Below are 21,995 nucleotides of genomic sequence, written 5' to 3' on the forward strand. Positions count from 1 at the left end.
TGCCCGAGGGCGGCCCAGCGCGCGCCAACGACACTCCTTGACAGATGCCGATCAATGGACTGGTGTAAGGACCAAGCCACATCGACGTCCGTCACAGGAGGGCACATGATCGTCCGACGACGGTGGACAGCTGCCGCTACCACAGCGATCCTGATCAGCGCGGTGCTGTCCCATCCCGGCTCCGGATCGGCGGCACCCGCCGCCCCGGCCAGCCCGATCACCCTGACCGCCACCGAGACCGCCCTGGTCCGGGTGCAACTGCGCGACCAGGCCCAGCTCGACCGGCTCGTCGCCACCGGCGCCGACCTCGCCAACCGGCCCCGGACACGGGACAGCCGGATCCTCGCCGACCTGGTGCTGACCGGCGCCCAACTCGCCGACCTGACCGCGCAGGGCGCCACGGCGGTGCAGATCGTGCAGCGCGCCGGGGACGGCAGCCGGCACTTCGCCGACAGCGTCCGCGCCGCGCAGACAAGGACCAGGGCCGGGCTGCGGGCACCGGCCGCCGACCAGCGGACGACCACCGCCGCGGCGGTGGACACGCTCCAGGTGCAGCAGGCGTACTGGTGGACCGCCTCCGGGCAGACGTTCCTGCAGGCACAGGTCGCGACCACCGCCACCGACGACCCGGACGTCGAGATCACCGTCAGCTGGCGGACCGCCGACGGGGCCACCGGCTCGTTCCCGCTGTACCGCTTCGAGGACTCCGGCGAATACCAGTACCACTACAACCTTCCCCAGCCGGTGCCGAGCCGGCCGGTCCAGCTGACCGCCACGTCCAGCCTCGGCGGGGTCAGCCGGGTCGTCACGCCGTCGCTCTGGCCGAACGCCACCCCGCCTCCGCTGCCGGCCGGCTACCAGAGGGACTTCATCGACGCGTACCTGACGCCTGTGGACGTGCAGGCGCGGATCAAGCGGTTGGCCCGCCAGTACCGGGACCTGGTCGACGTGATCGACCTGCCGAACAAGACCCAGGGGTACCGGCGTAACGCCGTGGCGTACCTGGGTGACCCGGCGGTCGCCGCCGTGGTGGTCGAGTCGGTGCGCTTCGGCGACCAGGGCATGAACGGCGTGCAGGTGCGGACGGTCGACCCGGGCCGCCGGAACCGGCCGCTCACCGTCACCTACCGCGATCGCGTCCTCACCGTCTCACTGGCCACCGACACCGCCGGCAAGACGGTGAGCACCACCGACGAGGTCGCGGCGGCGATCACCGCACGGCACCCGAACCGGTTCCGGGCCACAGTCGAGGACGGCTCGACGGGTCTGCCGATGCCGGTCGCCGGCCCGGCCCGGCTCGACGACGGCCTGCAGGGCACCGAGGTGCCGGCGAAGCCGTGGACGGTGCAGGCGCTGCGCCTCGGCGTACACCGGGACGGCTCCCGCGTCGGTGTGCTCGCGTACTCCCAGGAACACGCCCGGGAGTGGGCCACGCCGCTGGTGACGCTGGAGTTCGCCGAGCGGATGCTGGCCAACGCCCGTACCGACCCGGCCACCCGGGCGCTGCTGGAACAGGTCGACGTGTTCGTCATCCCGACGGTCAACCCGGACGGGGCGAACTACTCGTTCAACGACTTCAACATGCAGCGCAAGAACCTGGTCAACCACTGCACCGGGGCGGCCCGCGACCCGAAGAACCGCAACTCGTGGGGTGTCGACGTCAACCGCAACTACACGGTCGGGTCCTACTTCGACGGTTATGTGGGCGCCAGCGCGAACTGCCTGTCCGGCACGTACGCGGGCACCTCGGAGTTGTCCGAGGCGGAGAGCCGCAACGTGGTCGCGCTCGCGAAGGCCCACCCGAACATCAAGTTCGCGATGAACGTGCACTCCTACGGCGGGTACTTCATGTGGCCGCCCGGGGCGTACCGGGCCGACGGGCGGGTCACCCTGCCCCGGCCGTCGATCGACGAGTCGACGCTGTTCCTGAACAGCGCCCGGCGGATCGTCGGCGCCATCGCCCAGGAGCGCGGCACCGTGACCTGGCCGTCGCAGACCGGCCCGGTCGCCGACGTGCTCTACTCCGCCGCCGGCAATTCCGCCGACCAGCTCTACTACGAGCTGGGCATCTTCGCCTGGGACTTCGAGGTCGGCAACGACCGCTGGAACGCGGAGACCGGCCAGTGGGAGGGCGTCGGCTTCCAGCCGCCCTTCGACGAGGCGCACGCCGAGTCCCAGGAGTACGCGGGGGGTCTCGTCGAGCTGGTCCGGGTGGCCCGCGACTACGCCGCGGCCGAACCCGCCGCCGGCTGACGCGCGACGGTGCCGCGCCCGGAGCCACGGGCGCGGCACCACCCCCGGGCCGACGACGACCGGAGGCTATGGCCGTATTTGGCCCGTTTCCGATTGCGGGCGCCGGGGTAGGGCTACGGCATGGACACGACGACAACGGCACACCTCATCGGCGGACCTCGTGACGGCAGCACCCTCGACGTCGGCGGCGACGCCCTCGTCGAGGTGGAGATCGACGGCATGATGCACCGCTACATCAGGACCACCAAGCAGCACGACGACGGTGGCCCGCTCTACAACTACGACGGGATGGTCGCCCCGGACGGCGGCGAGCCCGGCGTCGAGGACCCGGCCGCCCGGGTCGCCTCCCCCAGGGCCGACGCCGAGGGGCACGGCGGCAGCCACTGACGCTCCGCAACGCACACGAACCGTCCGGCCACGGATGAACCGTGGCCGGACGGGTAAACAGCACCCCTGCCTGGTGGGGAGACGACCGGGTGCACGGGCGGGCGGCCTCGGGCCGACCCGCCCGTGCGCGCCTCGTGATCAGTTCGAGGAGATCCAGTTCCAGGCCGAGACGACCCACTCGGTCTGCTGCAACCAGGCCACCCCGAGACCAACGAGGAAGATCGCGGTCGCCAGGTGCGCGCCTCGGGCGCTGCGCCGCACCCGCCCCAGCTGACGCTCCAGCACCACCCGGCCGACGAGCCGCGACAGCGCGAACAGGCCGACCGCCACCAGCAGGCTCAACACGAGCACCAGCAGCGGCCCGGACAGGTCACCTCCACCGGAGAGCGCCCAGATCCCCCAGCACACGAACGCGAACAGGCCGGCCGCCGTACTCCACTCACCGCCCCGACGCAGCTGCGCCAGGTGCCAGCTCAACGGGCGGCGCGGCGCCGGTTCGCCCGGCCAGCCCGTGCCGGTCGGCTCCTGCCCGACCACCGGGAACGGTTCGGTGCGCGGCGTGCGGGGCTGACCCACCGGGGCCACCCCACGCCGGAAACCGTCGCGCTGCGGTGGGACCCCGACGCCGGCCTGCGGTGGCACCTCCACGGTCCGCTCCGCCCACGGCTGCGTCTGGTCTGCCATCTCGTCCTCCCCCTGACCGACGGCACCACCACCGCCTGAATTCGAGGGTAGCCACCCGACAAACCCTCCCGCCGACCCCGTCCGAGCCGGGGCCGGCAGGGTACGGTCGGCTGATGGGTGACCCGGACCGGCGACGGCGACGCCTGCGCCACCATTCCGACCCCGACCCGGGTGGACGGGGCGCCGACGGCTCGACCGCCAGCACAGCCGGGGTGCACGACGGTGACGAGCCGCCACCGCCGCGGCGTCGAGGCCAGGGCGGTGACGACCGCGACGGCGAACGAGGGCTGCGCGGGCTGGTCGGCTCCGGCTCGTCCCAGGTGGGGTTAAGCGCGGCACTACGGGCGCGTGACGCGGCCCGCCCCACCGACGACGACCTGGCCGAGGCCGAGGCGCGAGTGGTGGTCGTCCGGCGCAACTGGGTGCCCCGCGAGGACCTGCCCCGCTCGCCGCGCTGACCCGCCCGGTGTCAGGGCAGGTCGGGCAGCTGCCGGGTCCGCTCGTACTCGGCCACCTGGGTGATCCGCCGGGCGTGCCTGTCGTTGCCGGAGAACGGCGTGTTCAGGAACGCCTCGACGATGCCTGTGGCCTCGTCCAGGGTGTGCTGACGGGCGCCTACCGCCACCACGTTCGCGTCGTTGTGCTGCCGGGCCAACTGGGCGGTCTCGACGCTCCAGGCGAGCGCGGCACGGACCCCGGCGACCTTGTTCGCGGCGATCTGCTCACCGTTGCCGGAGCCACCGATGACCACCCCCAGGGAGGTCTCGTCGGCCACCACCCGGTCACCCGTGTGCAGGCAGAACGTCGGGTAGTCGTCGTCCGGGTCGAAGGCGTGCGGACCGACGTCGACGACGTCGTACCCCTGCTTGGCCAGGTGGTTGGCCAGGTGCACCTTCAACTCGAAACCGGCGTGGTCGGATCCCAGGTAGACGCGCATACCGCGCAGTCTCTCAGGCCGCGCTCTCCGACGTCGCGGGGGCGGCGTCGGAGAGCCGGGTTCGTCACACGGCCGGGTGGGCGGGTCGTCAGCGGGGCAGCTCGGCGACCACCAGGCCACCGCGCGCCTTCGGGGTGAACCAGGTGCTCTTACGGGGCATCTTCTCCCGGGCCAGGTTCACCGCGACGAAGTCGTCGACGGTCACCGGGGCGATTAGGATGGCCAGCTCGGCCCGACCCGCGTCGACCTCGCCGGTGAGCCAGCTCGCCGGGTAGTCCCCACCCACGTAGGTGATCCGCTTGTCGCCCGGGTCCAGGCCCAGCGCGTCCCGCAGCAGCAGCCGCTCGACCAGGGCGTGGTCCAGGTTCTCCAGGCGGCCGGCGGCGCCCGCCGGCAGACGCACCGCGTACCCCTGGTCGGCCAGCCGGAGGTGGACGACGCCGCCGGCGGTCGGGACCTCGACCGGCCCGTCGATCGGCTCGACCTGCGCGCCCGCCGCCCGCAACCGGTCCAGCAGCTCGGCAGGCGTGGTGGTCAGCTCGCTGACCAGCCTGTTGTACGGCTGGATGGCCACTGACGCCGGGGTGGTCACCACTGCCAGAAAGCGCGGCAGCCCGCCGGTCTGGGCGGCCAGGCTGCGGTGGTTGCCGTCGGCGACGACCAGCTCACCGCCGCCCGCCAGGGCGGTGAGCGCGGCCTGTTCCGGGCCGGGGCCGAGCAGCCAGATGGCGTGCGTGCGCCCCGCCTGGTCGGTGTCCGTCGCGGCGGGCGCACCGCCCGCGTCGGTCGCCGCCGCGAGCGCGGCGTGCAGCTCGTCACCGCACCCGGTCTGGAGCAGGAGTACGGGTGAGAGCAGGTGACCGAGCGCCTCGGCGAGCGCCACCCGCTCGCGCACCTTGGCGATGAACACGTCCTCGTTGCGGATGACCAGGCCCGGCTCGTCGGCCCGGGTGGAGATCTGGTCGGTGTCCACCATCGCGAACAGCCCGTACGCCGGGGACTCGCCCGGGGCGCTGATCCGGTAGAGCACCACCACCTGCTCGGCGGGGGTGTAGCTGCCGTCCGCCTTGGCCTCGGTGAGGCGGGCCACCGCGTCCGGCAGGGCGTCGAGGAAGGACTTCCCCGCGCTCTCCGGCGCCCGGTGCGGCATCTCGATGCCGAGGGCACTGTGCGGGTTCGCCTCGATGATTGCGGTGATCTCCGCGTCGTCGGCGAACTCGTCGTAGTTCTGCGCGCCAGTGCCGCCAGTGGTGATCCAGGCCCGGTTGATCGGGTGCACGACCGTCATGCCCGCTGACGCTACCGGCGACCGCGTCGGAGCCGACGGGGACCCGCGCAGCGTCCACCAGATGAAAGCCCCGCGAGGGCGGCGCGGTGGTCAGCCAGCGCGGCCCGAGGTGCCCCGGCGGTGCCGGCCCGCCACGGCGGGCCCGCCGTTACCCCTGCGGCCGGTCGCGGCCGGCCCGGTGCCCGCGTTGCGGCGGGGTGACGCGGGCGGCCCCGGCACGGGACGCTCCGGGGGCGGCGCGGGCACGGGCCGGGGGTTCAGCGGCGGCGTCGGCACCGGCCGCGGGGGCGTCGGCGCGGGTGGCGGCGGCGCGGGTTCGGCCGGCGCGGCCGCCGACGACAGGACCGGAGCCGGCGGTACGGATGCGAGGACCGGCGCCATGGGCGGCGTGGGAGCCGTGAGCGACGCCGCCACGTCGGCCGACGCGTCGTCGGCGGGCGGGGTCAGGCGGGAGGTCACCGGAACCCGGGCCACGCCGACCACGATGGGCGGCGCGAGCAGATCCACCACGTCGGCGGGTAGGTCGGGACGGACCGCCGGCCAGCGGGAGTCGTCGACCGACCAGTAGGCCGCGCCGGGAGTCTCGATCACCCCCTGCCGGGTCAACTGATCGTCACCGGACGCACGGTGCTTGGCCATTGGGAAAGCCTCCACGAGCTGCGGGGTGCGGCCCTGCGGGTCGCTGCGGCGGACACCGAGGGAAACGACGCCGCCCGCCCACCGGTGACGCCGCGGCCGCCTCCGGTCCCACAGCCGCACCAGGCGTCCGCCGCGACACGCCCCCGCCCGGGCAGCCGACGGTGTCCGGACGGGGGCGCGTGTCACAGGCGGATCAGTCGAAGATCGGCCCCTGCTCGCGGGTGCGCTTGAGCTCGTAGAAGCCTGGTGTGCCGGCGACCAGCAGGACACCGTCCCAGAGCCGGCCGGCGGCCTCCCCCTTCGGAGCGGGCGTGATCACCGGGCCGAAGAACGCCACGGGGCTGCCGTCCGGGCCGGGCGCGTGCACGACGGGGGTGCCCACGTCCTGCCCGACCGGGCGCATGCCCGCCTCGTGACTGGCCCGCAGCGCCTCGTCGTACTCGGTGCTGTCGGCGGCCTCGGCCAGCGCCGGGTCCAGGCCGGCGTCGGTGAGCGCGGCCACGTACAGCTCGTGTCCCCGCTCCTCCTTACCGAGATGGATCCGGGTGCCCAACGCGGTGTAGAGCGGGCGCAGGACGTCGCTCCCGTACCGCTGCTCGGCGGCGATGCAGACCCGCACCGGCCCCCAGGCGGTCTTCAGGAACTCCTTGTAATCCTCGGGCAGTTCGTCTCGGCCGTCGTTGAGCACGGCCAGGCTCATCACGTGGAAACGGATGTCCACCTGACGAACCCGCTCGACCTCGAGCAGCCAACGGGACGTGATCCACGCCCACGGGCAGGCCGGGTCGAACCACATGTCGGCGGTGACGCGATCGGTCACTGTGAGATCCCTTCGCGGCGGGGTTACGCCGGCGATCCGGCGTCTGGGGGAATCTTCGCCCCGTGCCCCACCGGTCGGCACCCGAATGGGACCGTGACCTCGGCCACCGCCGGACGCACCGTCATGGAAGACTCGGATCCGGACCGCCGCCACCAGCGGGCGGCAGACGGGCGCCGCCGGGCGTACGGCGAAATGTGGGATGGAGACGAACAGTGCCGGGAGTGCGCAACCTGACGCAGGTCGAGGCCACCGAGCGGTCACATCTGCTCGATGTGACCGGGTACGACATCAGTCTGGACCTGTCGACCGCCGTGTTGGCGGCCGACGGCCGCACCTTCCGGTCCACGACCGAGGTCCGGTTCCGCTGTGCCGAGCCCGGCGCGAGCACGTTCATCGAGCTGGCCGCCGAGTCGGTCCGCTCGGCCACCCTGAACGGCACCCCGGTCGACCTCTCCGACTGGTCGGCCGAGAAGGGCCTGACCCTCACCGGGTTGCAGAGCGACAACACGCTCGTGGTCGACGCCGACTTCGTCTACTCGACAAGCGGGCAGGGGCTGCACCGCACTGTGGACCCGGTGGACGGCGAGACGTACCTCTACAGCCAGTTCGAGACGGCCGACGCGCAGCGGGTGTTCGCCTGCTTCGACCAGCCCGACCTGAAGAGCGTCTACACCTGGCACGCGACGGTGCCGACGCACTGGCGGGTGGTGTCCAACATGCCGGTGCGCGGCGAGGACGCCGCCGGTGAGGGGCTCAAGACCCTGCACTTCGCCGAGTCGCCCCGGATGAGCACCTACATCACGGCGCTCTGCGCCGGGCCGTACCACGAGGTGCGTGACACCCACGACGGCATCGACCTGGGGTTGTTCTGCCGTGCGTCGATGGCGTCCTACCTGGACTCCGACGACCTGTTCCTGATCACCAGGCAGGGCTTCGACTTCTTCCACGAGAAGTTCGGGGTGCGCTACCCGCTGCCCAAGTACGACCAGCTCTGGGTGCCCGACTTCAACGCCGGCGCGATGGAGAACTTCGGTTGTGTCACCCACGCCGAGTCGCACTACCTGTTCCGCTCGCAGGTCACCGACTACGAGTACGAGCAGCGGGCCAACACGATCCTGCACGAGATGGCCCACATGTGGTTCGGTGACCTGGTCACCATGCGCTGGTGGAACGACCTGTGGCTGAACGAGTCGTTCGCCGAGTGGGCCAGCCACTGGTGCAACACCCACGCCACCCGGTTCACCGAGGCGTGGACGACGTTCCTGTCCATCCGCAAGAACTGGGGCTACCGGCAGGACCAGCTCTCCTCCACCCACCCGGTCTACACCGAGATGCCGGACATGGAGGCCGTCGAGGTCAACTTCGACGGCATCACCTACGCCAAGGGCGCGAGCGTGCTCAAGCAGCTCGTGGCGTACGTGGGTGAGGAGCCGTTCGTCGCCGGCCTGCGGGCGTACTTCGGCAAGTACGCCTGGGGCAACGCCACCTTCGACGACCTGCTCACCGAGCTGGAGACGGCCTCCGGCCGGGAGTTGCGCAAGTTCGCCGCGCAGTGGCTGGAGACCGCGCAGGTCAACACGTTGCGCCCGGAGGTGAGCATCGGCGCGGACGGCACGTACGAGCAGGTGGCGGTCCGCCAGGAGGCGCCGTCCGGGTACCCGACGCTGCGGACGCACCGGATCGGTGTGGGCCTGTACGACCTGGCCGACGGGCGGCTGGTCCGCCGCGAGCGGTACGAGGTGGACGTGACAGGCGAGCGGACCGAGCTGCCCGAGCTGCGTGGCGTCCGCGCCGCCGACGTGCTGCTGCTCAACGACGACGACCTGACCTACACCAAGCTACGCCTCGACGAGCGGTCGATGGCGAACGTGGTGCAGCACATCGGTGGTTTCGAGTCGTCGCTGGCCCGCGCGCTGTGCTGGACCGCCGCATGGGACATGATCCGCGACGCCGAGCTGTCCGCCCGCGACTACGTGGCGCTGACGCTCAGCGGGCTGCCCGCGGAGACCGACATCAACCTGGTCACCGCCACGCTGCGACAGGCGACCACGGCGCTCACCGTGTATGCCGACCCGGCCTGGGCGCCGACCGGCTGGGCCGACCTGGCCCGTACGGCCCGTGACGCGCTCGCCGCCGCCGAGCCGGGCAGCGGGTTCCAGCTGGCCTGGGCGCGCGCGTTCACCTCGGCGGCCCGCTCCGAGGACGACCTGGCGACGCTGCGCGGCTGGCTGGACGGCTCCGGCGCGCCGGAGGGTCTGACCGTGGACACGGAGCTGCGGTGGACGGTACTCAGCGCGCTGGTGGCGAACGGCGCCGCCGAGCCGGCCGAGATCGAGGCGGAACTGGCTGGGGACCGTACCGCAAGCGGCGAGCGGGAGGCCGCGTACGCGCACGCGTTGGTGCCGACCGCGGAGAACAAGGCCGCCGTGTGGGAGTTGCTGACCGGCCCCGACGCGCTGCCCAACTGGCGGCACCGGGCGCTGTTGCAGGGCTTCGCGCACCCGACGCAGGTGGACCTGGTCGCCCCGTACCGGGAGCGGTACTTCGCGACTGTCGCGCAGGTGTGGGCCACCCGGGACAGCGAGCCGGCGCAGGAGTTCGCCCAGCTCGCGTACCCGACGTACCTGGTGGAGGACGACACGGTGGCGGCCAGCGACGCGTTCCTGGCCGAGGACGGGCACCCCGGTCCGCTGCGCCGGATGGTCGCCGAGGGCCGCGACGGTGTGGTGCGGGCGCTCCGGGCGCGCGCGAAGGACGCCCAGCAGAGCTGACCCGCCAGGCAGACCGAAGCCCGGCCCGCTGAACGCGGGCCGGGCTTCGTCGTACGAGGTTGGGTCAGCCCTTGCCGGCGTGGCTGGCGAGCTGGTCGAGGCCGTTGATGATGCCACCTGCCAGGTCACCGCCGCTGAACGCGCCGACCATGGAGAGGGCGGCCAGCTTGGCGTACGTGTCGGGGATGCGCTTGCGGGCGTGCCGACCGGTGACGATCTCCAGCTGGCGCTGGTTGGGCGACACCGCGATCAGCACCGACTTGTCGGGGTCGGCGAGCTGGCGGTGCAGCCGCTGGGCGTGCTCACGGATCGGCTCGTCGAGACCGCCGACGAACACCGAGAACACCAGGCCGGTGCCCTGGTCGGCCAGTCGCAGGGCTTCGTCGATGCGCAGCAGCTGACGGGTCGAGAACGGTCCGTCGAGCACCTCGGGCGGATTTTCCGACCCGGCCTGCTTCTCACCAACGGTCACTTGCGCCTCCGGTTCCCCCGGCCGGCGCCTCGACGCTGGCCTGCTCAAGCTTGCTGCTGGTCAGCGCGGGTGCCTGCGCGCCCGCCGTCAGCGCGGTGCCGGCCGAGTCGGCCAGCTGCTCCGGGCGGCCCAGGAACCACACCGGCGTGAAGTCGAAGGGTCGGCCCGGGCGGTAGCGCTTCGCGCCACCGCCACCGCCGGTGGCACCACCACGGCTACCCGCGTACGCCAGGCCGGCGATGACCAGCACCGCGGCTGCCGGGATGCCGACGAAGATCAGCAACGTCTCGGTAACAGACAATCCCAACGCCCCCAGGCGGAAGAAGGACCTCGAACACTCGGGTCGGATGGACGATCATGACGTCGACCTGTCGACTCCGTCTCCATTCACGTTAGCGGAGTCGACGGCCCGCCAGATTGCGGGGTGCCGATCCCATCCGCCACTGGAGTTCTCCAGTTGCGCAGCGGTCGCGATGAGGCGCGCGTCGTCGCCGTACCGGCCGGTGAGCAGCACCCCGACGGGCAGACCGTCGGTGGTGGTGCCCAGCGGCAGGGAGACGGAGGGATCGCCTGTGACGTTGAAGATGGCGCAGTAGGGCGAGAACCGGCGTTGCCTGTCGAAGTCGGCCGCCGGGTCTCCGTCGGCGGTGAACCAGCCCACCGGCGCCTGCGGGACGGCCAGGGTGGGGCAGAGCAGCAGGTCACAGCCCGCGGTGCGGCGGGCACCGAGGCGGACCTGACCCTGCAACTCGCCGAGGGTGGCGGCGAGCGTGCCGGCGGAGATGTCGGCGCCCCTGGCGCGTAGCAGCCGGGTCAACGGCAGCAGCTCCGCCTCCCGCTGCGCGGGCAGCGGGGAGAGCGCCAGCACGTACCAGATGATCTCGAACAGTGGCCACGCTTCGGGCCCGAGGGGCGCTGGCACCTCGACCACCTCGTGGCCCGCCGCGGTGAGCAGCGCGGCGGCCCGGTCCACGGCGGCGACGCAGTCGGGGTGGACGGGCTCGTCGGCGAGCATCGGGGTGATGAACCGGCCGATCCGCAGTGGGCCGGGCGCGGCCCGACGGGCGGCGGCCAGAAAGCCGTCCGGCGGCGCGGGCGGCGGCAGGTAGGGCTCGCCCGGCACCGGCACGGCCATGACGTCGAGCAGCGCGGCGACGTCGGCGACGGTCCGTCCGAGTGGGCCGCTGGTCGGCAGGCCGAACGCGCCGGAGCCGACGGGCCCACCGGAGACGAGGCCACGGCTGGGCTTGTAGCCGACGAGGCCGCAGAGCGACGCCGGGATGCGCAACGATCCGCCGCCGTCGGAGCCCTGGGCGACCGGGACGAGGCCGGCCGCGACCGCCGCCGCCGCGCCGCCGCTGGAACCACCGGCGGTGTACGCCAGTTGCCACGGATTGCGGGCCGGCGGCGCGACGCGGCCCTCCGAGTAGAGCGAGCAGCCCAGCTCGGAGGTGGTGGTCTTGCCGAGGCTGACCAGACCGGCGGCCTTGATGAACCGGACCACGTCGGCGTCGACCGGCGGCACGAAGTCGGCGAAGGCTGCCGAACCGAAGGTGGTGCGGACCCCGGCGGTAAGCGTCAGGTCCTTGATCGCGGTCGGCACGCCGTGCAGTGGGCCGCGCTCCCCGACCGGCACGGCGTCGGCCGCACGGGCGGCCTCCCGGGCGAGGTCCGGTGTGACGGTGACGAACGCGCCCACGGTGTCGCCGAGCGCGGCCACCCTGTTCAGGGAGTGCTCGACCAGGTCGGCGCTGGTCAGCTCGCCGCGGGCGATCGCGGCGGCCTGCTCCAACGCGGTCAGGTCGTGCGGCTCGGCCATGCCCTCATCCTGCCCGCTGGGACGGGCCCCAAGCGTCCGACACACGCCGGACTTCCCGCCCGCTCGACCCGTAGGTCGTGGACAGTACTGTCCACGATCTGGTGGCGGAGACGCTCAGCCGTGCAGGAAGCGCAGGGCGTTGGTGGTCAGGAGCTTGTCGCGCTGGGCGTCGGTGAGGAAGTCGGCCGCGTGAACCACCGCGCCGGCCGGGCGTTCGCCAAGCGGGTACGGGTAGTCGCTGCCCACCAGCACCCGGTCCTCCCCCATGGTGTCGACAAGCAGCCGCAGCGCCGGCGGCGTGAAGACCACCGAGTCGACGCTGAACCGGTCGACGTAGCTGCTGGGCGGGGCGGCGGACGCACCCCGGACCAGGTCGCCACGGCGGTGCCAGGCGTTGTCGGCGCGTCCCAGCCAGAAGGGGAAGCTGCCGCCGCCGTGCGCGAAGCAGATCCGCAGCGTCTCCGGCACCCGGTCGAAGACGCCGCCGAGGATCATCGCCAGCACCGACAGGTGCGTCTCGGCGGGCATCCCGGTGAGCCAACGGGCCATCCACCGGTCCAGTCGCGGGCCGCCCGGCATGTCCCAGGGGTGGACGAAGACCGGCGCCCCCACCTCGGCGCAGTGCGTGAGGAAGGTGACCACGCCGGCGTCGTCCAGGTCCCGGTCGCCGACGTGGTTGCCGATCTCCACGCCCACGTGCCCGGCGGCCAGGCTGCGGTCCAGTTCGGCGCAGGCGGCGTCCGGATCCTGCAACGGCACCTGGCAGAACGGCACCAGCCGGTCACCGCCGGCGGCGGTGACCTCCAGGGTCAGGTCGTTGAAGATCCGGGCGACCTTCACGGCCTGGTCGGCCGGCCGGTCGTAGCTGAAGAAGACAGGAGTCGGTGAGACCACCTGCACGGCCACGCCGTCGGCGTCCATGTCGGCCAGGCGGCGGGACGCGTCCCAGCACTCGGTGCCGACCGGGCGGAACTCCACCTCCCCCACCATGATCATGGCGGCGCGCTCGGAGTCCACCCGCAACCAGGGCCAGCCGGACCCACCGCACGCGGCGTCGAGGTCCGGCCACCCCCTGGGTACGACGTGCGTGTGCACGTCGACCAGGCCTGCGGGCATCAGCCCTTGCCCGGGTGCAGGGCGCCGCAGTTGGCGCAGGTGCGCGCCGCCTCGTCGGCGTAGAACGCCTGGAACACCGGCGGCAGGTCGGCGGCGATGTCGCGGACCTGCAACTGCACCTCGTGCACCTTGTGCCCGCACTCGGGGCAGTACCACTGGAAGGTCTCCAGGGTGCCCTCCTCGCGGACCCGCTCGACGACCACGCCTATCGAGCCGGCCTCGGGGCGCTGCGGCGAGTGCGGGGTGTTGCGCGGCAGCATCCACATCTGACCCTCGCGCACGTGCACCGTACGCGGCCCCTCCGGGGTCATCAGGTTGATGTGCATGTTGCCCTTGACCTGGTAGAAGAACTCCTCGTACGGGTCGACGTGGAAGTCGGTGCGCTGGTTGGGCCCGCCCACCACCATCACGATGAAGTCGTCCCCGCCGGGGAACATCTCCTTGTTGCCGACCGGCGGCTTGAGCAGGTGCTGGTTGTCGGCGATCCAGCCCGGAAAGCTGAACGGCTCGGCGATCTCACTCACGACTGACCTCCCGAGGGAACAAGGGCCACGGCCTGGATCTCGATGAGCAGGTGCGGGTGCGGCAGCTGGTGCACCGCGACTGTCGTACGGGTGGGCCCGGACGCGTCGAAGAACTCCGCCCAGACCTCGTTGTAACCACCGAAGTCGTTCATGTTGACCAGGTACGAGGTCACCTGGACGAGGTCGGTGAGGTCCGCGCCGACCGAGCGCAGCAGGTCGCCGATGTTCTCGATCACGGCCCGCGTCTGCGCCCGGATGTCGAGGTTCGTGGTGCCGAACTCGTCGACCGACACACCCGCGAAGCTGTTGTCCGGCCGCCGCGACGACGTACCGGAGACGAACACGAACCCACCCGCGACCTTGACGTGCGGAAAAGCCCCCCGAGGCACGGCCTTGCCGGGCACCACGCGGGCGGTCACGCCGACGCCCGCAGGGAGGCCGTGCCGAGCCTCTCGACGACGGCACGGACATGCGCGCCGGGACGCAGCGGAACGGCGGCGGTGGCGGCCCCGGCCAGGAAGACCCAGCCGGATTCGAGCCGCACCCCGTGCCGACCGGCCAGCCGGATGCCCTCGTCGAGCGCCCGGCGCGGGTCGCCGAGGATCGCCGCCGTCGAGCCGACCTGTGCCACCCGACCGTCGACCTCCAGCAGCACGCCCAGGTTGTCCAGACCGGTCGGCACCGGCGACCACGGCCCGATCACGAACGCGGCGGCCGAGGTGTTGTCGGCGATCACGTCCGGCAGCGAGAAGCGGAAGTCCGCGTACCGGGAGTCGATCAGCTCGATGGCCGGGGCGACCGCGCGGACCGCAGTGGCGAAGTCGCCCACCGGCTCACCCGGCTCGGGCAGCCGGTCCAGCAGGAACGCCACCTCCGGCTCGACCCGGGGATGGATGTACGCGGCCGGGTCGACAACGCCCCCGTCGGGCACCCGCATCGCGTTGGTGAGCCGCCCCCAGATCACCTCGTCCACGCCGACCTGGGCCATCTTCGCCCTGCTGGTGAGGCCCATCTTCAGCCCGACCACCCGCTCGCCCGCGGTCACCCGACGCTGGATCAGGGCGGCCTGCACGGCGTACGCGGCGTCCACGTCGAGGCCGGTCTCGGCGGCGAGCTGCGGGATCGCGGTGGCCGTGTCGGCTGCCGCGCCCAGCTTCTCGGCGATCCCCGCGATGTCCGGTCCGATCATGCCGCGCCACCTTCCGTTCGCGACTGCGGGGCTCGCAAACCCGGCTCACTCCTCGCGCTCACACTGAGCCACCTTCCGTTCGCGACTGCGGGGCTCGCAAACCCGGCTCACTCCTCGCGCTCACACTGAGCCACCTTCCGTTCGCGACTGCGGGGCGCGCGCACCGGCCTCTGCGCCGGCCAGGTCGAGTGCCACGTCCACGATCATGTCCTCCTGGCCGCCGACCATCCGGCGCCGACCCAGCTCGACCAGGATCGACCGGACGTCCACCCCGTACTTCGCCGAGGCCCGCTCGGCGTGCCGCAGGAAGCTGGAGTAGACCCCGGCGTACCCCAGGGAGAGCGTCTCCCGGTCGACCTGGACCGGCCGGTCCTGCAACGGGCGGACGATGTCGTCGGCGGCGTCCATCAGCGCGAACACGTCGCAGCCGTGCTTCCAGCCGTGCAGCTCGGCGACCGCCACGAAGACCTCCAGCGGCGCGTTGCCGGCGCCCGCGCCCATGCCGGCGAGTGAGGCGTCGACGCGCACCGTCCGGCCGTGGGGCGCGTCCGGGCCGACGGGTGTCGAACCGGAGATCCGACCGTGCTCGACGGCGAGGACGCTGTTGGCGACGCCGAGGGACAGGTTGTGGTGGGCGTGGATGCCGATCTGCGTCTGCGGTTCCAGCACCTGCCGGTACGCGTCGACCCGCTGCGCCACGTCGGACATCAGCAGCCGACCGCCGGAGTCGGTGACGTAGACGCAGTGCGCCCCGTACGACTCCATGAGCTTGGCCTGCCCGGCGAGCCCCGCCGGGTCGTTCATGTGCGACATCATCAGGAATCCGGCCACGTCCATGCCGTTCTCCCGCGCCCAGGAGATGTGCTGGGCGGAGATGTCCGCCTCGGTGCAGTGCGTGGCGATGCGAACGCTCGTCACCCCGAGCGCCTTGGCCGCCTTCAGGCCGGCGATCGTGCCGATGCCGGGCAGCAGCAGCGTGGTCAGCTTCGCCGTGGTGAGCACCTCGGCGGCGGCGGAGATCCACTCGGCGTCGCTGGCCGCCCCGTGCCCGTAGTTGACGCTGGAACCGGCGAGCCCGTCGCCGTGCGCCACCTCGATGGCGGCCACTCCTGCGGCGTCCAGCGCGGCGGCGATGGTGCGCACCTGCTCGACCGTGTACCGGTGGGCGATGGCGTGCATGCCGTCGCGCAGCGTCACGTCCTGGATGTACAGGTCGGTCATGACGCGGCCACCTCCGGAGAGCGCAGGGCGACCAGCCGCTCCGCGGTGCGCAGGGCCGCGGAGGTCATGATGTCGAGGTTCCCGGCGTACGCCGGCAGGTAGTGGCCGGCACCGGAGACCTCCAGGAAGACCGACACCTGCAACGCGGTGAGCTGCCGTCCGAGCGTCGGCAGGTACGCCCGCACCCGGTCGAACTGCACGTCCTGCTTGAGCCGGTAGCCGGGGACGTACTCCTGGACCGTCGCCACCATGTCGGCAACCGAGGCGGCGATGGCGGCGGTGTCGGCGTCGGCGTCCGGGCAGAGGCAGTAGACAGTGTCGCGCATCAGCAGCGGTGGGTCCGCCGGGTTGAGCACGATGATGGCCTTGCCCCGCTCGGCCCCTCCGACCACCTCGATGGCCCGCGCCGTGGTTTCGGTGAACTCGTCGATGTTGGCCCGGGTGCCGGGCCCCGCCGACTTCGACGCGATCGACGCCACGATCTCCCCGTACGCCACGGGGGTGACCCGGCGTACGGCGGCCACGATCGGCACCGTCGCCTGCCCGCCGCAGGTCACCATGTTGACGTTCGGCTCGTGCAGGTGCTCGTCGAGGTTGACCGGCGGCACCACGTACGGGCCGATGGCGGCCGGGGTCAGGTCGACGACAATGCGGCCGTGCGCGCGAAGCACCTCGTCGTGGCGGCGGTGCGCGCCGGCCGAGGTGGCGTCGAAGACCAGCTCGACGTCGGCGAACTCGGGCATCGCGACCAGCCCGTCGACGCCCTCGGCGGTGGTGGCCACGCCGAGCCGGCGGGCGCGGGCCAGGCCGTCGGAGGCCGGGTCGATGCCGGCCAGCGCCACCATCCGCAGGCTGTCGCTGAGCCGCAACACCTTGATCATCAGGTCGGTGCCGATGTTGCCGGAACCGAGCACCGCCACGCCGACGCTCACGCTGACTCCCCTCGGGTGAAGGCCGTACGCACCGAGCCGAGACCGGAGATCCGGGCCTCGTACGCCGCCCCGGGCGTGACAGGCACCATCGGGCCGAGCGCCCCGGAGAGCACCACGTCACCGGCGCGCAGCGGGTCGCCGGCGCGCGCGAGGGTGCTGGTCAGCCAGTGCAGGGCGTGCAGCGGGTTGCCGAGGCAGGCCGCTCCCGCGCCCACCGAAACCGGCTCACCGGCGTGCTCCAGCACCATTCCGCACAGCCGCAGATCGACGTCGGCGAGCCGGCGCGGCGTGGTGCCGAGCACGAACAGCCCACTGGAGGCGTTGTCGGCGACGGTGTCCACGATGGAGATGTCCCACCCGGCGATCCGCGAGTCGACGATCTCGATGGCCGGCAGCACGTGGTCGACAGCGCGGATCAGGTCGACTGTCGTGATCTGCGGGTCGGCCAGGTCCTTGTCGAGCACGAACGCGATCTCCGCCTCGACCCGCGGCTGGAGCAGCCGGTCGATGGGCACCTCGGCCCCGTCGCCGACCGCCATGGCGTCGGTGAGCATCCCGAAGTCCGGTTGGAACACCCCGAAGGTCTCCTGCACCGCCCGGGACGTCAGCCCGATCTTCGCGCCGACGCGGCGTTCGCCACGGCCCTGCCAGGCCCGCGCCTGGAGCTGCTGCACGCGGTACGCGGACTCGACGTCCCCCTCGGGCAGCAGCCGGCCGCGCAGCGGCGGGCACGGCTTGCCGGTGCTGCGGGCGTCGGCCAGCTCCCGGTTGGCGGCCTCGATGTCAGCTTCCATACCCGCTCCCTCGCTGGGGCTCACGACAGGTCCACGCAGACGTTTGTGAGTTCGGAGTAGAAGTTCAGCGAGTGCACGCCGCCCTCACGGCCGATGCCCGACGCCTTCACCCCGCCGAACGGGGTGCGCAGGTCACGCAGGAACCACGTGTTCACCCAGACGATGCCGGCGTCCAGCCGGGCGCCGGCCCGGTGCGCGACCCCCACGTCCCTGGTCCACACCGTCGCCGCCAGGCCGTACTCGGTGCCGTTGGCGAGGGTGTACGCCTCGTCCTCGGTGTCGAACGGCGCGACGTGCACCACCGGGCCGAAGATCTCCTCCCGGTTGGTACGGGCGTCCGGGCCGAGCCCGGTGAGCACTGTCGGCTGCACGTACGACCCGCCGTCACGGGCGTCGCCGAAGGTGGGCGTGCCGCCCCCGGTCAGCACCTCGGCGCCCTCGGACCGGGCCAGCTCGTACGCGCCGAGCACCTTGGCCCGGTGCTGGTGGGAGATCAGCGGCATGGTGGCGGTGGCCTCGTCGGTCGGCCAGCCGTACGCCAGCTCGCCGGCCCGCTTCGCCAGTCGGGCGGTGAACTCCTCGAAGACCGGCCGCTGCACGTAGATGCGTTCGGTGCAGAGGCACACCTGCCCGCCGTTGGTGAAGCTGGACCGCACCGACCCGGCCACCGCGGCGTCCAGGTCGGCGTCGGCGAAGACCAGGCCGGCGTTCTTGCCGCCCAGCTCGAAGCTGACCGCCTTCACCCCGTCGGCGGCAGCCCGCATGATCGCGCCGCCGGTGGCCGACTCGCCGGTGAAGGTGATCGCGTCCACGCCCGGGTGCCTGGTGAGGTGTTCGCCTGCCGAGTCCGGTCCGAAGCCGTGCACGAGGTTGAACACCCCGGCCGGTACGCCGGCGGCGGCCATCACCTCGGCGAGCAGCGTCGCCGAGGCGGGAGTCTCCTCGCTGGGCTTGACCACGACGGCGTTGCCGCAGGCCAGTGCCGGGGCGACCTTCCAGGTGAGCAGCAGCAGCGGCAGGTTCCACGGCACGATGACCGCGACCACGCCGACCGGCTTGCGCAGCGCGTAGTTCAGCGCCCTGCCGCCGGTCGGGGTGACGGTGGTGAACGACTCGGTGGGTGCGGTCGCCACGATCTCCGCGAACGCCCGGAAGTTCGCCGCGCCGCGCGGGATGTCAAGCGTGCGGGCCTGGGCGATGGACTTGCCGGTGTCGGCGACCTCGGCGGTCACCAGGTCGTCGAAGCGGCGTTCCAGCTCGTCGGCGACCCGGCGCAGCACCTCGGCGCGCTCGCGCTCCCCCATCTGGCCCCACGGCCCGCGCAGCGCGGCCCGGGCCGCGCCGACTGCGTCGTCCACAGTGGAGGCCGATGCCTCGACCACCTCGAACACCGGTTGGCCGGTGACCGGGCTGGCCTTGGTGAACGTCGACCCACAGTCGACGAACTCGCCGCCGACGAAGTTGCGTAACAGTCGCGGCCCGGACGGTGGGTGGCCGGCCATCAGCCGTGGGTCCCAGGTGCCGGTCATCCGCGCCTCCCTCGGCTCAGTGCCGCGCCGACGGCGCCGATCAGCAGCAGCGCGGCACCGCCGGCGACCGCGCCGAGCACCGCGTGCTGCCGGCGCACCCGGCGGCGCACCTCGGCGTACGGGGTGGTGGTGAAGGACACCAGCTCGTACTGCGAAACGTACCGGTCGGGCAGTGCCCGTTCCAGTGCGTGCTCGACCCTGCGGCGGAGCTGGAAGACCGGCGACGCGACCTTGTCGCGCATCTCCACGAAGTTGGTGAGCGCCATCTGGGCGATGGCCTCCGCGTTCTCCTGGCGGCGCCGCTGGAACAGCGGCAGCGCCGCCGCCCAGTCGTCGGCGCACTCGTCGAGGCAGCGGTCCAGCTCGACCACGTCCTCGAAGGCGCAGTTGGCGCCCTGGCCGTAGAACGGCACGATGGCGTGCGCCGCGTCGCCGAGCAGCCCGACAGTGCCGTTCACCTGCCAGGGGGTGCAGTGGACCGTGCCGAGCACGCCTACCGGGTTGTGCTGGTAGTCGTCCACGAGGGTCGGGGCCAGCGGAACCACGTCCGGGTAGTGCTCGGCGAAGTGCCGTTCGATCGCCAGCGGATTGTCCAGGGCCGCGAAGCTGCCGGCGCCCTCGTTGGGCCAGAACAGCGTGCAGGTGAAGGAGCGGTCCGGGTTGGGCAGCGCGATCATCATCGAGGTGCCGCGCGGCCAGATGTGCAGCGCGTCCTCCTCCAGGGCGAAGTCCCCACCCAGCGGCGGGATCGTCAGCTCCTTGTAGCCGTAGTCGAGGAAGTCCACGCTCTCGCGCAGCAGCCCGGACGCCAGCAACTGCCCGCGTACCACCGAGCCGGCGCCGTCGGCGCCCAGCACCACCGACGCCTTGGCGTCGACGGTGCCCTGCGGCGTCTCGAAGCTCAGCGCGCCGTCGGACGGGTCGAGCCCGACCAGCCGGTGGTCGAAGACGATCCGCACCCCGGGCAGCGCGGCCGCCGCGTCCAGCAGGGCGTTGTTCAGCGCGCCCCGACTGATCGAGTTGATGGCCCGGTCACCGCCCGCGCTGTACGACTGGAACTGCGGCTCCCCCTGCACCGGGTGGATCATCCGGCCGCGCATCGGCAGCGCGTCGGCCATCACCTGCTCGGCCAGGCCGATCCGGCGCAACGCGTCGAGCCCGCGCTCGGAGAGCGCCAGGTTGATCGAGCGGCCCCGCTCGGCCGTGCCGGTACGAGGGTCGGGCCGCCGTTCGTACAGGGCCACCGGGTAGCCACGCCGGGCCAGGAAGCAGGCAGCCAGGCAACCGGCCAACCCGGCGCCGATGATCGCGGTCTCGTCGCGCCGGGCGGTCATGAGGTCACCTGCCCCACCGTCGCGGCGAGCGCGGCGGCGGCCCGCCAGCAGTCGAGGTACGTGGAGTAGAGAGGCACCGGGGCGAACCGGACGACGTCCGGTTCGCGTGCGTCGGCGATGACGCCGTGCTCGTACCGGAGGCGTTTGGTCAGCTCGGCGGCGCTGCCGGAGCCGATGCGCACGGAGAGCTGGCAACCGCGCCGGGCCGGGTCGCGCGGGGTGACCACGCGCAGCGGCCGGCCGGCGGTGACCTCGTCGAGCAGCGACTCCAACCAGCCGGTGAGCCGCTGGCTGCGGGCGCGCAGCGCGGTCATCCCTACCGTGTCGAACAGCTCCAGCGAGGTACGCACCGGACCCATCGCGAAGATCGGCGGGTTGGAGATCTGCCAGGCCTCCACGGTGGCCGGTGGCCGGGACACGGGCGTCATCTCGAACCGGGTCGCCGCCGCGGTGCTCCACCAGCCCTCGAAGCGGGGCAGGTCCCCGTCGCCGAGGTGCCGTTCGTGCACGAAGACGCCCGCCAGGGCACCCGGCCCGGAGTTCAGGTACTTGTAGGAGCACCAGGCGGCGAAGTCGACGTCCCAGTCGTGCAGTTCCAGCGGAACGTTGCCCACCGCGTGCGCCAGGTCCCAGCCGACCACCGTACCCGCCGCCCGGCCGGCGGCCGTGATCGCCGGGATGTCCAGCAGCTCGCCGGTCAGGTAGTTGACCCCGCCGAGCAGCACCAGCGCCACCCGGTCACCCTCGGCGGCCAGGTAGTCGGTCACGTCCTCGGTGCGCAGCGCGTCCTCACCCGGGCGCGGGCGCAGCCGCACCACTGTGTCGTCCGGGTCCAGGCCGTGGAACCGGGCCTGGCTGCGTACCGCGTAGCTGTCCGAGGGGAACGCGGAATCCTCGATGACGATGCGGGTGCGGGCCCCCGCCGGGCGGTAGAAACTCACCATCAGCAGGTGCAGGTTGACCGTGAGCGAGTTCATCACCACGGTCTCCGCGGGCCGGGCGCCGACCAGTCGGGCGGCCGGCGCCGTCAACAGCTCGTGGTACGGCAGCCACGGCCGCTGCGCCTCCAGGTGCCCCTCGACGCCGAGCCGCTGCCAGGCGTCCAGGTCGGCGAGGAGTTCGTCGCGGGTGGCCCGGGGTTGCAGGCCGAGCGAGTTGCCGGCCAGGTACGCCGCCTCGGGGTGGTCGCCGCCGTCGGCAGGCGGCACGTGGAACAGGTGCCGGTGGCCCGGGTCGGTCTCATCGAGGCGAAGTGCCTCTTGTTGTGAGGTGTGCATGTCTCGCTC

At 72.5% G+C, this 21,995-nt stretch carries 22 protein-coding genes; 4 read left to right on the top strand and 18 right to left on the bottom strand.

What is annotated here, in order from left to right:
• Positions 1-105: 105 nt before the first annotated feature.
• Positions 106-2,253: a M14 family zinc carboxypeptidase gene (locus AB0N27_RS23230; RefSeq protein ID WP_364373482.1), complete on the top strand. Its 2,148-nt coding sequence runs from the start codon at positions 106-108 to the stop codon at positions 2,251-2,253.
• A 120-nt stretch (positions 2,254-2,373) separates the two neighbouring features.
• Positions 2,374-2,640, top strand: coding sequence for a hypothetical protein (locus AB0N27_RS23235; protein ID WP_364373485.1), 267 nt, complete (start codon positions 2,374-2,376; stop codon positions 2,638-2,640).
• 138 nt (positions 2,641-2,778) lie between these two features.
• Here AB0N27_RS23235 and AB0N27_RS23240 read toward each other — a convergent pair whose 3' ends face one another.
• Positions 2,779-3,324, bottom strand: a complete 546-nt coding sequence (locus tag AB0N27_RS23240; protein ID WP_364373487.1) for a hypothetical protein — start codon at positions 3,322-3,324, stop codon at positions 2,779-2,781.
• Between the two features lie 113 nt (positions 3,325-3,437).
• On the opposite strand from AB0N27_RS23240, the gene AB0N27_RS23245 reads away from it, so the two are divergent.
• Entirely contained in the window at positions 3,438-3,782 is a 345-nt protein-coding gene (locus tag AB0N27_RS23245; protein ID WP_139586722.1) for a hypothetical protein, read from the top strand.
• Between the two features lie 11 nt (positions 3,783-3,793).
• Here AB0N27_RS23245 and AB0N27_RS23250 read toward each other — a convergent pair whose 3' ends face one another.
• The 4 genes from AB0N27_RS23250 to AB0N27_RS23265 all read right to left on the bottom strand — a co-directional run bounded on the left by AB0N27_RS23250 (position 3,794) and on the right by AB0N27_RS23265 (position 7,008).
• Positions 3,794-4,261: a ribose-5-phosphate isomerase gene (locus AB0N27_RS23250; RefSeq protein ID WP_364373491.1), complete on the bottom strand. Its 468-nt coding sequence runs from the start codon at positions 4,259-4,261 to the stop codon at positions 3,794-3,796.
• Positions 4,262-4,349: 88 nt separating this feature from the next.
• Positions 4,350-5,549, bottom strand: coding sequence for a DUF1015 family protein (locus AB0N27_RS23255; protein ID WP_364373494.1), 1,200 nt, complete (start codon positions 5,547-5,549; stop codon positions 4,350-4,352).
• A 90-nt stretch (positions 5,550-5,639) separates the two neighbouring features.
• Positions 5,640-6,188: a hypothetical protein gene (locus AB0N27_RS23260; RefSeq protein WP_364373497.1), complete on the bottom strand. Its 549-nt coding sequence runs from the start codon at positions 6,186-6,188 to the stop codon at positions 5,640-5,642.
• 193 nt (positions 6,189-6,381) lie between these two features.
• Complete coding sequence (locus tag AB0N27_RS23265; RefSeq protein ID WP_364373499.1) at positions 6,382-7,008, bottom strand: disulfide bond formation protein DsbA; 627 nt, start codon at positions 7,006-7,008, stop codon at positions 6,382-6,384.
• 221 nt (positions 7,009-7,229) lie between these two features.
• Between AB0N27_RS23265 and pepN the strand changes: the two genes are divergently transcribed.
• Positions 7,230-9,779: an aminopeptidase N gene (gene pepN / locus AB0N27_RS23270; RefSeq protein ID WP_364373502.1), complete on the top strand. Its 2,550-nt coding sequence runs from the start codon at positions 7,230-7,232 to the stop codon at positions 9,777-9,779.
• A gap of 64 nt (positions 9,780-9,843) precedes the next feature.
• On the opposite strand, the gene AB0N27_RS23275 is transcribed toward pepN, so the two are convergent.
• From AB0N27_RS23275 to kynU, 13 genes are all read right to left on the bottom strand, one after another.
• Entirely contained in the window at positions 9,844-10,251 is a 408-nt protein-coding gene (locus tag AB0N27_RS23275) for a DUF5130 family protein (RefSeq protein WP_357990619.1), read from the bottom strand.
• Entirely contained in the window at positions 10,238-10,534 is a 297-nt protein-coding gene (locus AB0N27_RS23280) for a hypothetical protein (RefSeq protein ID WP_357990690.1), read from the bottom strand. Before AB0N27_RS23280 ends, AB0N27_RS23275 begins: the two co-directional genes overlap by 14 nt.
• A gap of 72 nt (positions 10,535-10,606) precedes the next feature.
• Positions 10,607-12,070 (bottom strand): amidase, encoded by a 1,464-nt coding sequence (locus AB0N27_RS23285; protein WP_364373506.1) that lies wholly within the window; start codon positions 12,068-12,070, stop codon positions 10,607-10,609.
• 114 nt (positions 12,071-12,184) lie between these two features.
• A complete protein-coding gene (locus tag AB0N27_RS23290) occupies positions 12,185-13,186 on the bottom strand; it encodes an amidohydrolase family protein (RefSeq protein ID WP_364373509.1) in 1,002 nt (333 codons plus the stop codon).
• Entirely contained in the window at positions 13,186-13,710 is a 525-nt protein-coding gene (locus AB0N27_RS23295; RefSeq protein WP_364373512.1) for a 3-hydroxyanthranilate 3,4-dioxygenase, read from the bottom strand. Before AB0N27_RS23295 ends, AB0N27_RS23290 begins: the two co-directional genes overlap by 1 nt.
• Entirely contained in the window at positions 13,707-14,129 is a 423-nt protein-coding gene (locus AB0N27_RS23300) for a RidA family protein (RefSeq protein ID WP_364373515.1), read from the bottom strand. The genes AB0N27_RS23295 and AB0N27_RS23300 overlap by 4 nt, the downstream gene beginning before the upstream one ends.
• A complete protein-coding gene (locus AB0N27_RS23305) occupies positions 14,126-14,899 on the bottom strand; it encodes a fumarylacetoacetate hydrolase family protein (protein WP_364373518.1) in 774 nt (257 codons plus the stop codon). Before AB0N27_RS23305 ends, AB0N27_RS23300 begins: the two co-directional genes overlap by 4 nt.
• A gap of 120 nt (positions 14,900-15,019) precedes the next feature.
• Positions 15,020-16,120 carry a 4-hydroxy-2-oxovalerate aldolase gene (dmpG, locus tag AB0N27_RS23310; RefSeq protein ID WP_364373521.1) on the bottom strand — a complete coding sequence of 367 codons (1,101 nt, stop codon included), beginning with the start codon at positions 16,118-16,120 and terminating at the stop codon, positions 15,020-15,022.
• Positions 16,117-17,052, bottom strand: a complete 936-nt coding sequence (locus AB0N27_RS23315) for an acetaldehyde dehydrogenase (acetylating) (protein ID WP_364373524.1) — start codon at positions 17,050-17,052, stop codon at positions 16,117-16,119. The genes dmpG and AB0N27_RS23315 overlap by 4 nt, the downstream gene beginning before the upstream one ends.
• The gene (locus AB0N27_RS23320; RefSeq protein WP_364373527.1) at positions 17,049-17,846 is read right to left on the bottom strand and encodes a fumarylacetoacetate hydrolase family protein; all 798 of its coding nucleotides are present in this window, start codon (positions 17,844-17,846) and stop codon (positions 17,049-17,051) included. Before AB0N27_RS23320 ends, AB0N27_RS23315 begins: the two co-directional genes overlap by 4 nt.
• 20 nt (positions 17,847-17,866) lie before the next feature.
• On the bottom strand, positions 17,867-19,348 hold the full coding sequence (locus AB0N27_RS23325) for a 2-hydroxymuconic semialdehyde dehydrogenase (protein ID WP_364374245.1): 1,482 nt from the start codon (positions 19,346-19,348) through the stop codon (positions 17,867-17,869).
• A gap of 23 nt (positions 19,349-19,371) precedes the next feature.
• Positions 19,372-20,709, bottom strand: coding sequence for an NAD(P)/FAD-dependent oxidoreductase (locus tag AB0N27_RS23330; RefSeq protein WP_364373530.1), 1,338 nt, complete (start codon positions 20,707-20,709; stop codon positions 19,372-19,374).
• A complete protein-coding gene (gene kynU, locus AB0N27_RS23335; protein WP_364373533.1) occupies positions 20,706-21,986 on the bottom strand; it encodes a kynureninase in 1,281 nt (426 codons plus the stop codon). Before kynU ends, AB0N27_RS23330 begins: the two co-directional genes overlap by 4 nt.
• Positions 21,987-21,995 lie beyond the last annotated feature (9 nt).

This window comes from Micromonospora sp. NPDC093244, from assembly GCF_040683695.1.
Classification (GTDB): Bacteria; Actinomycetota; Actinomycetes; order Mycobacteriales; family Micromonosporaceae; genus Micromonospora.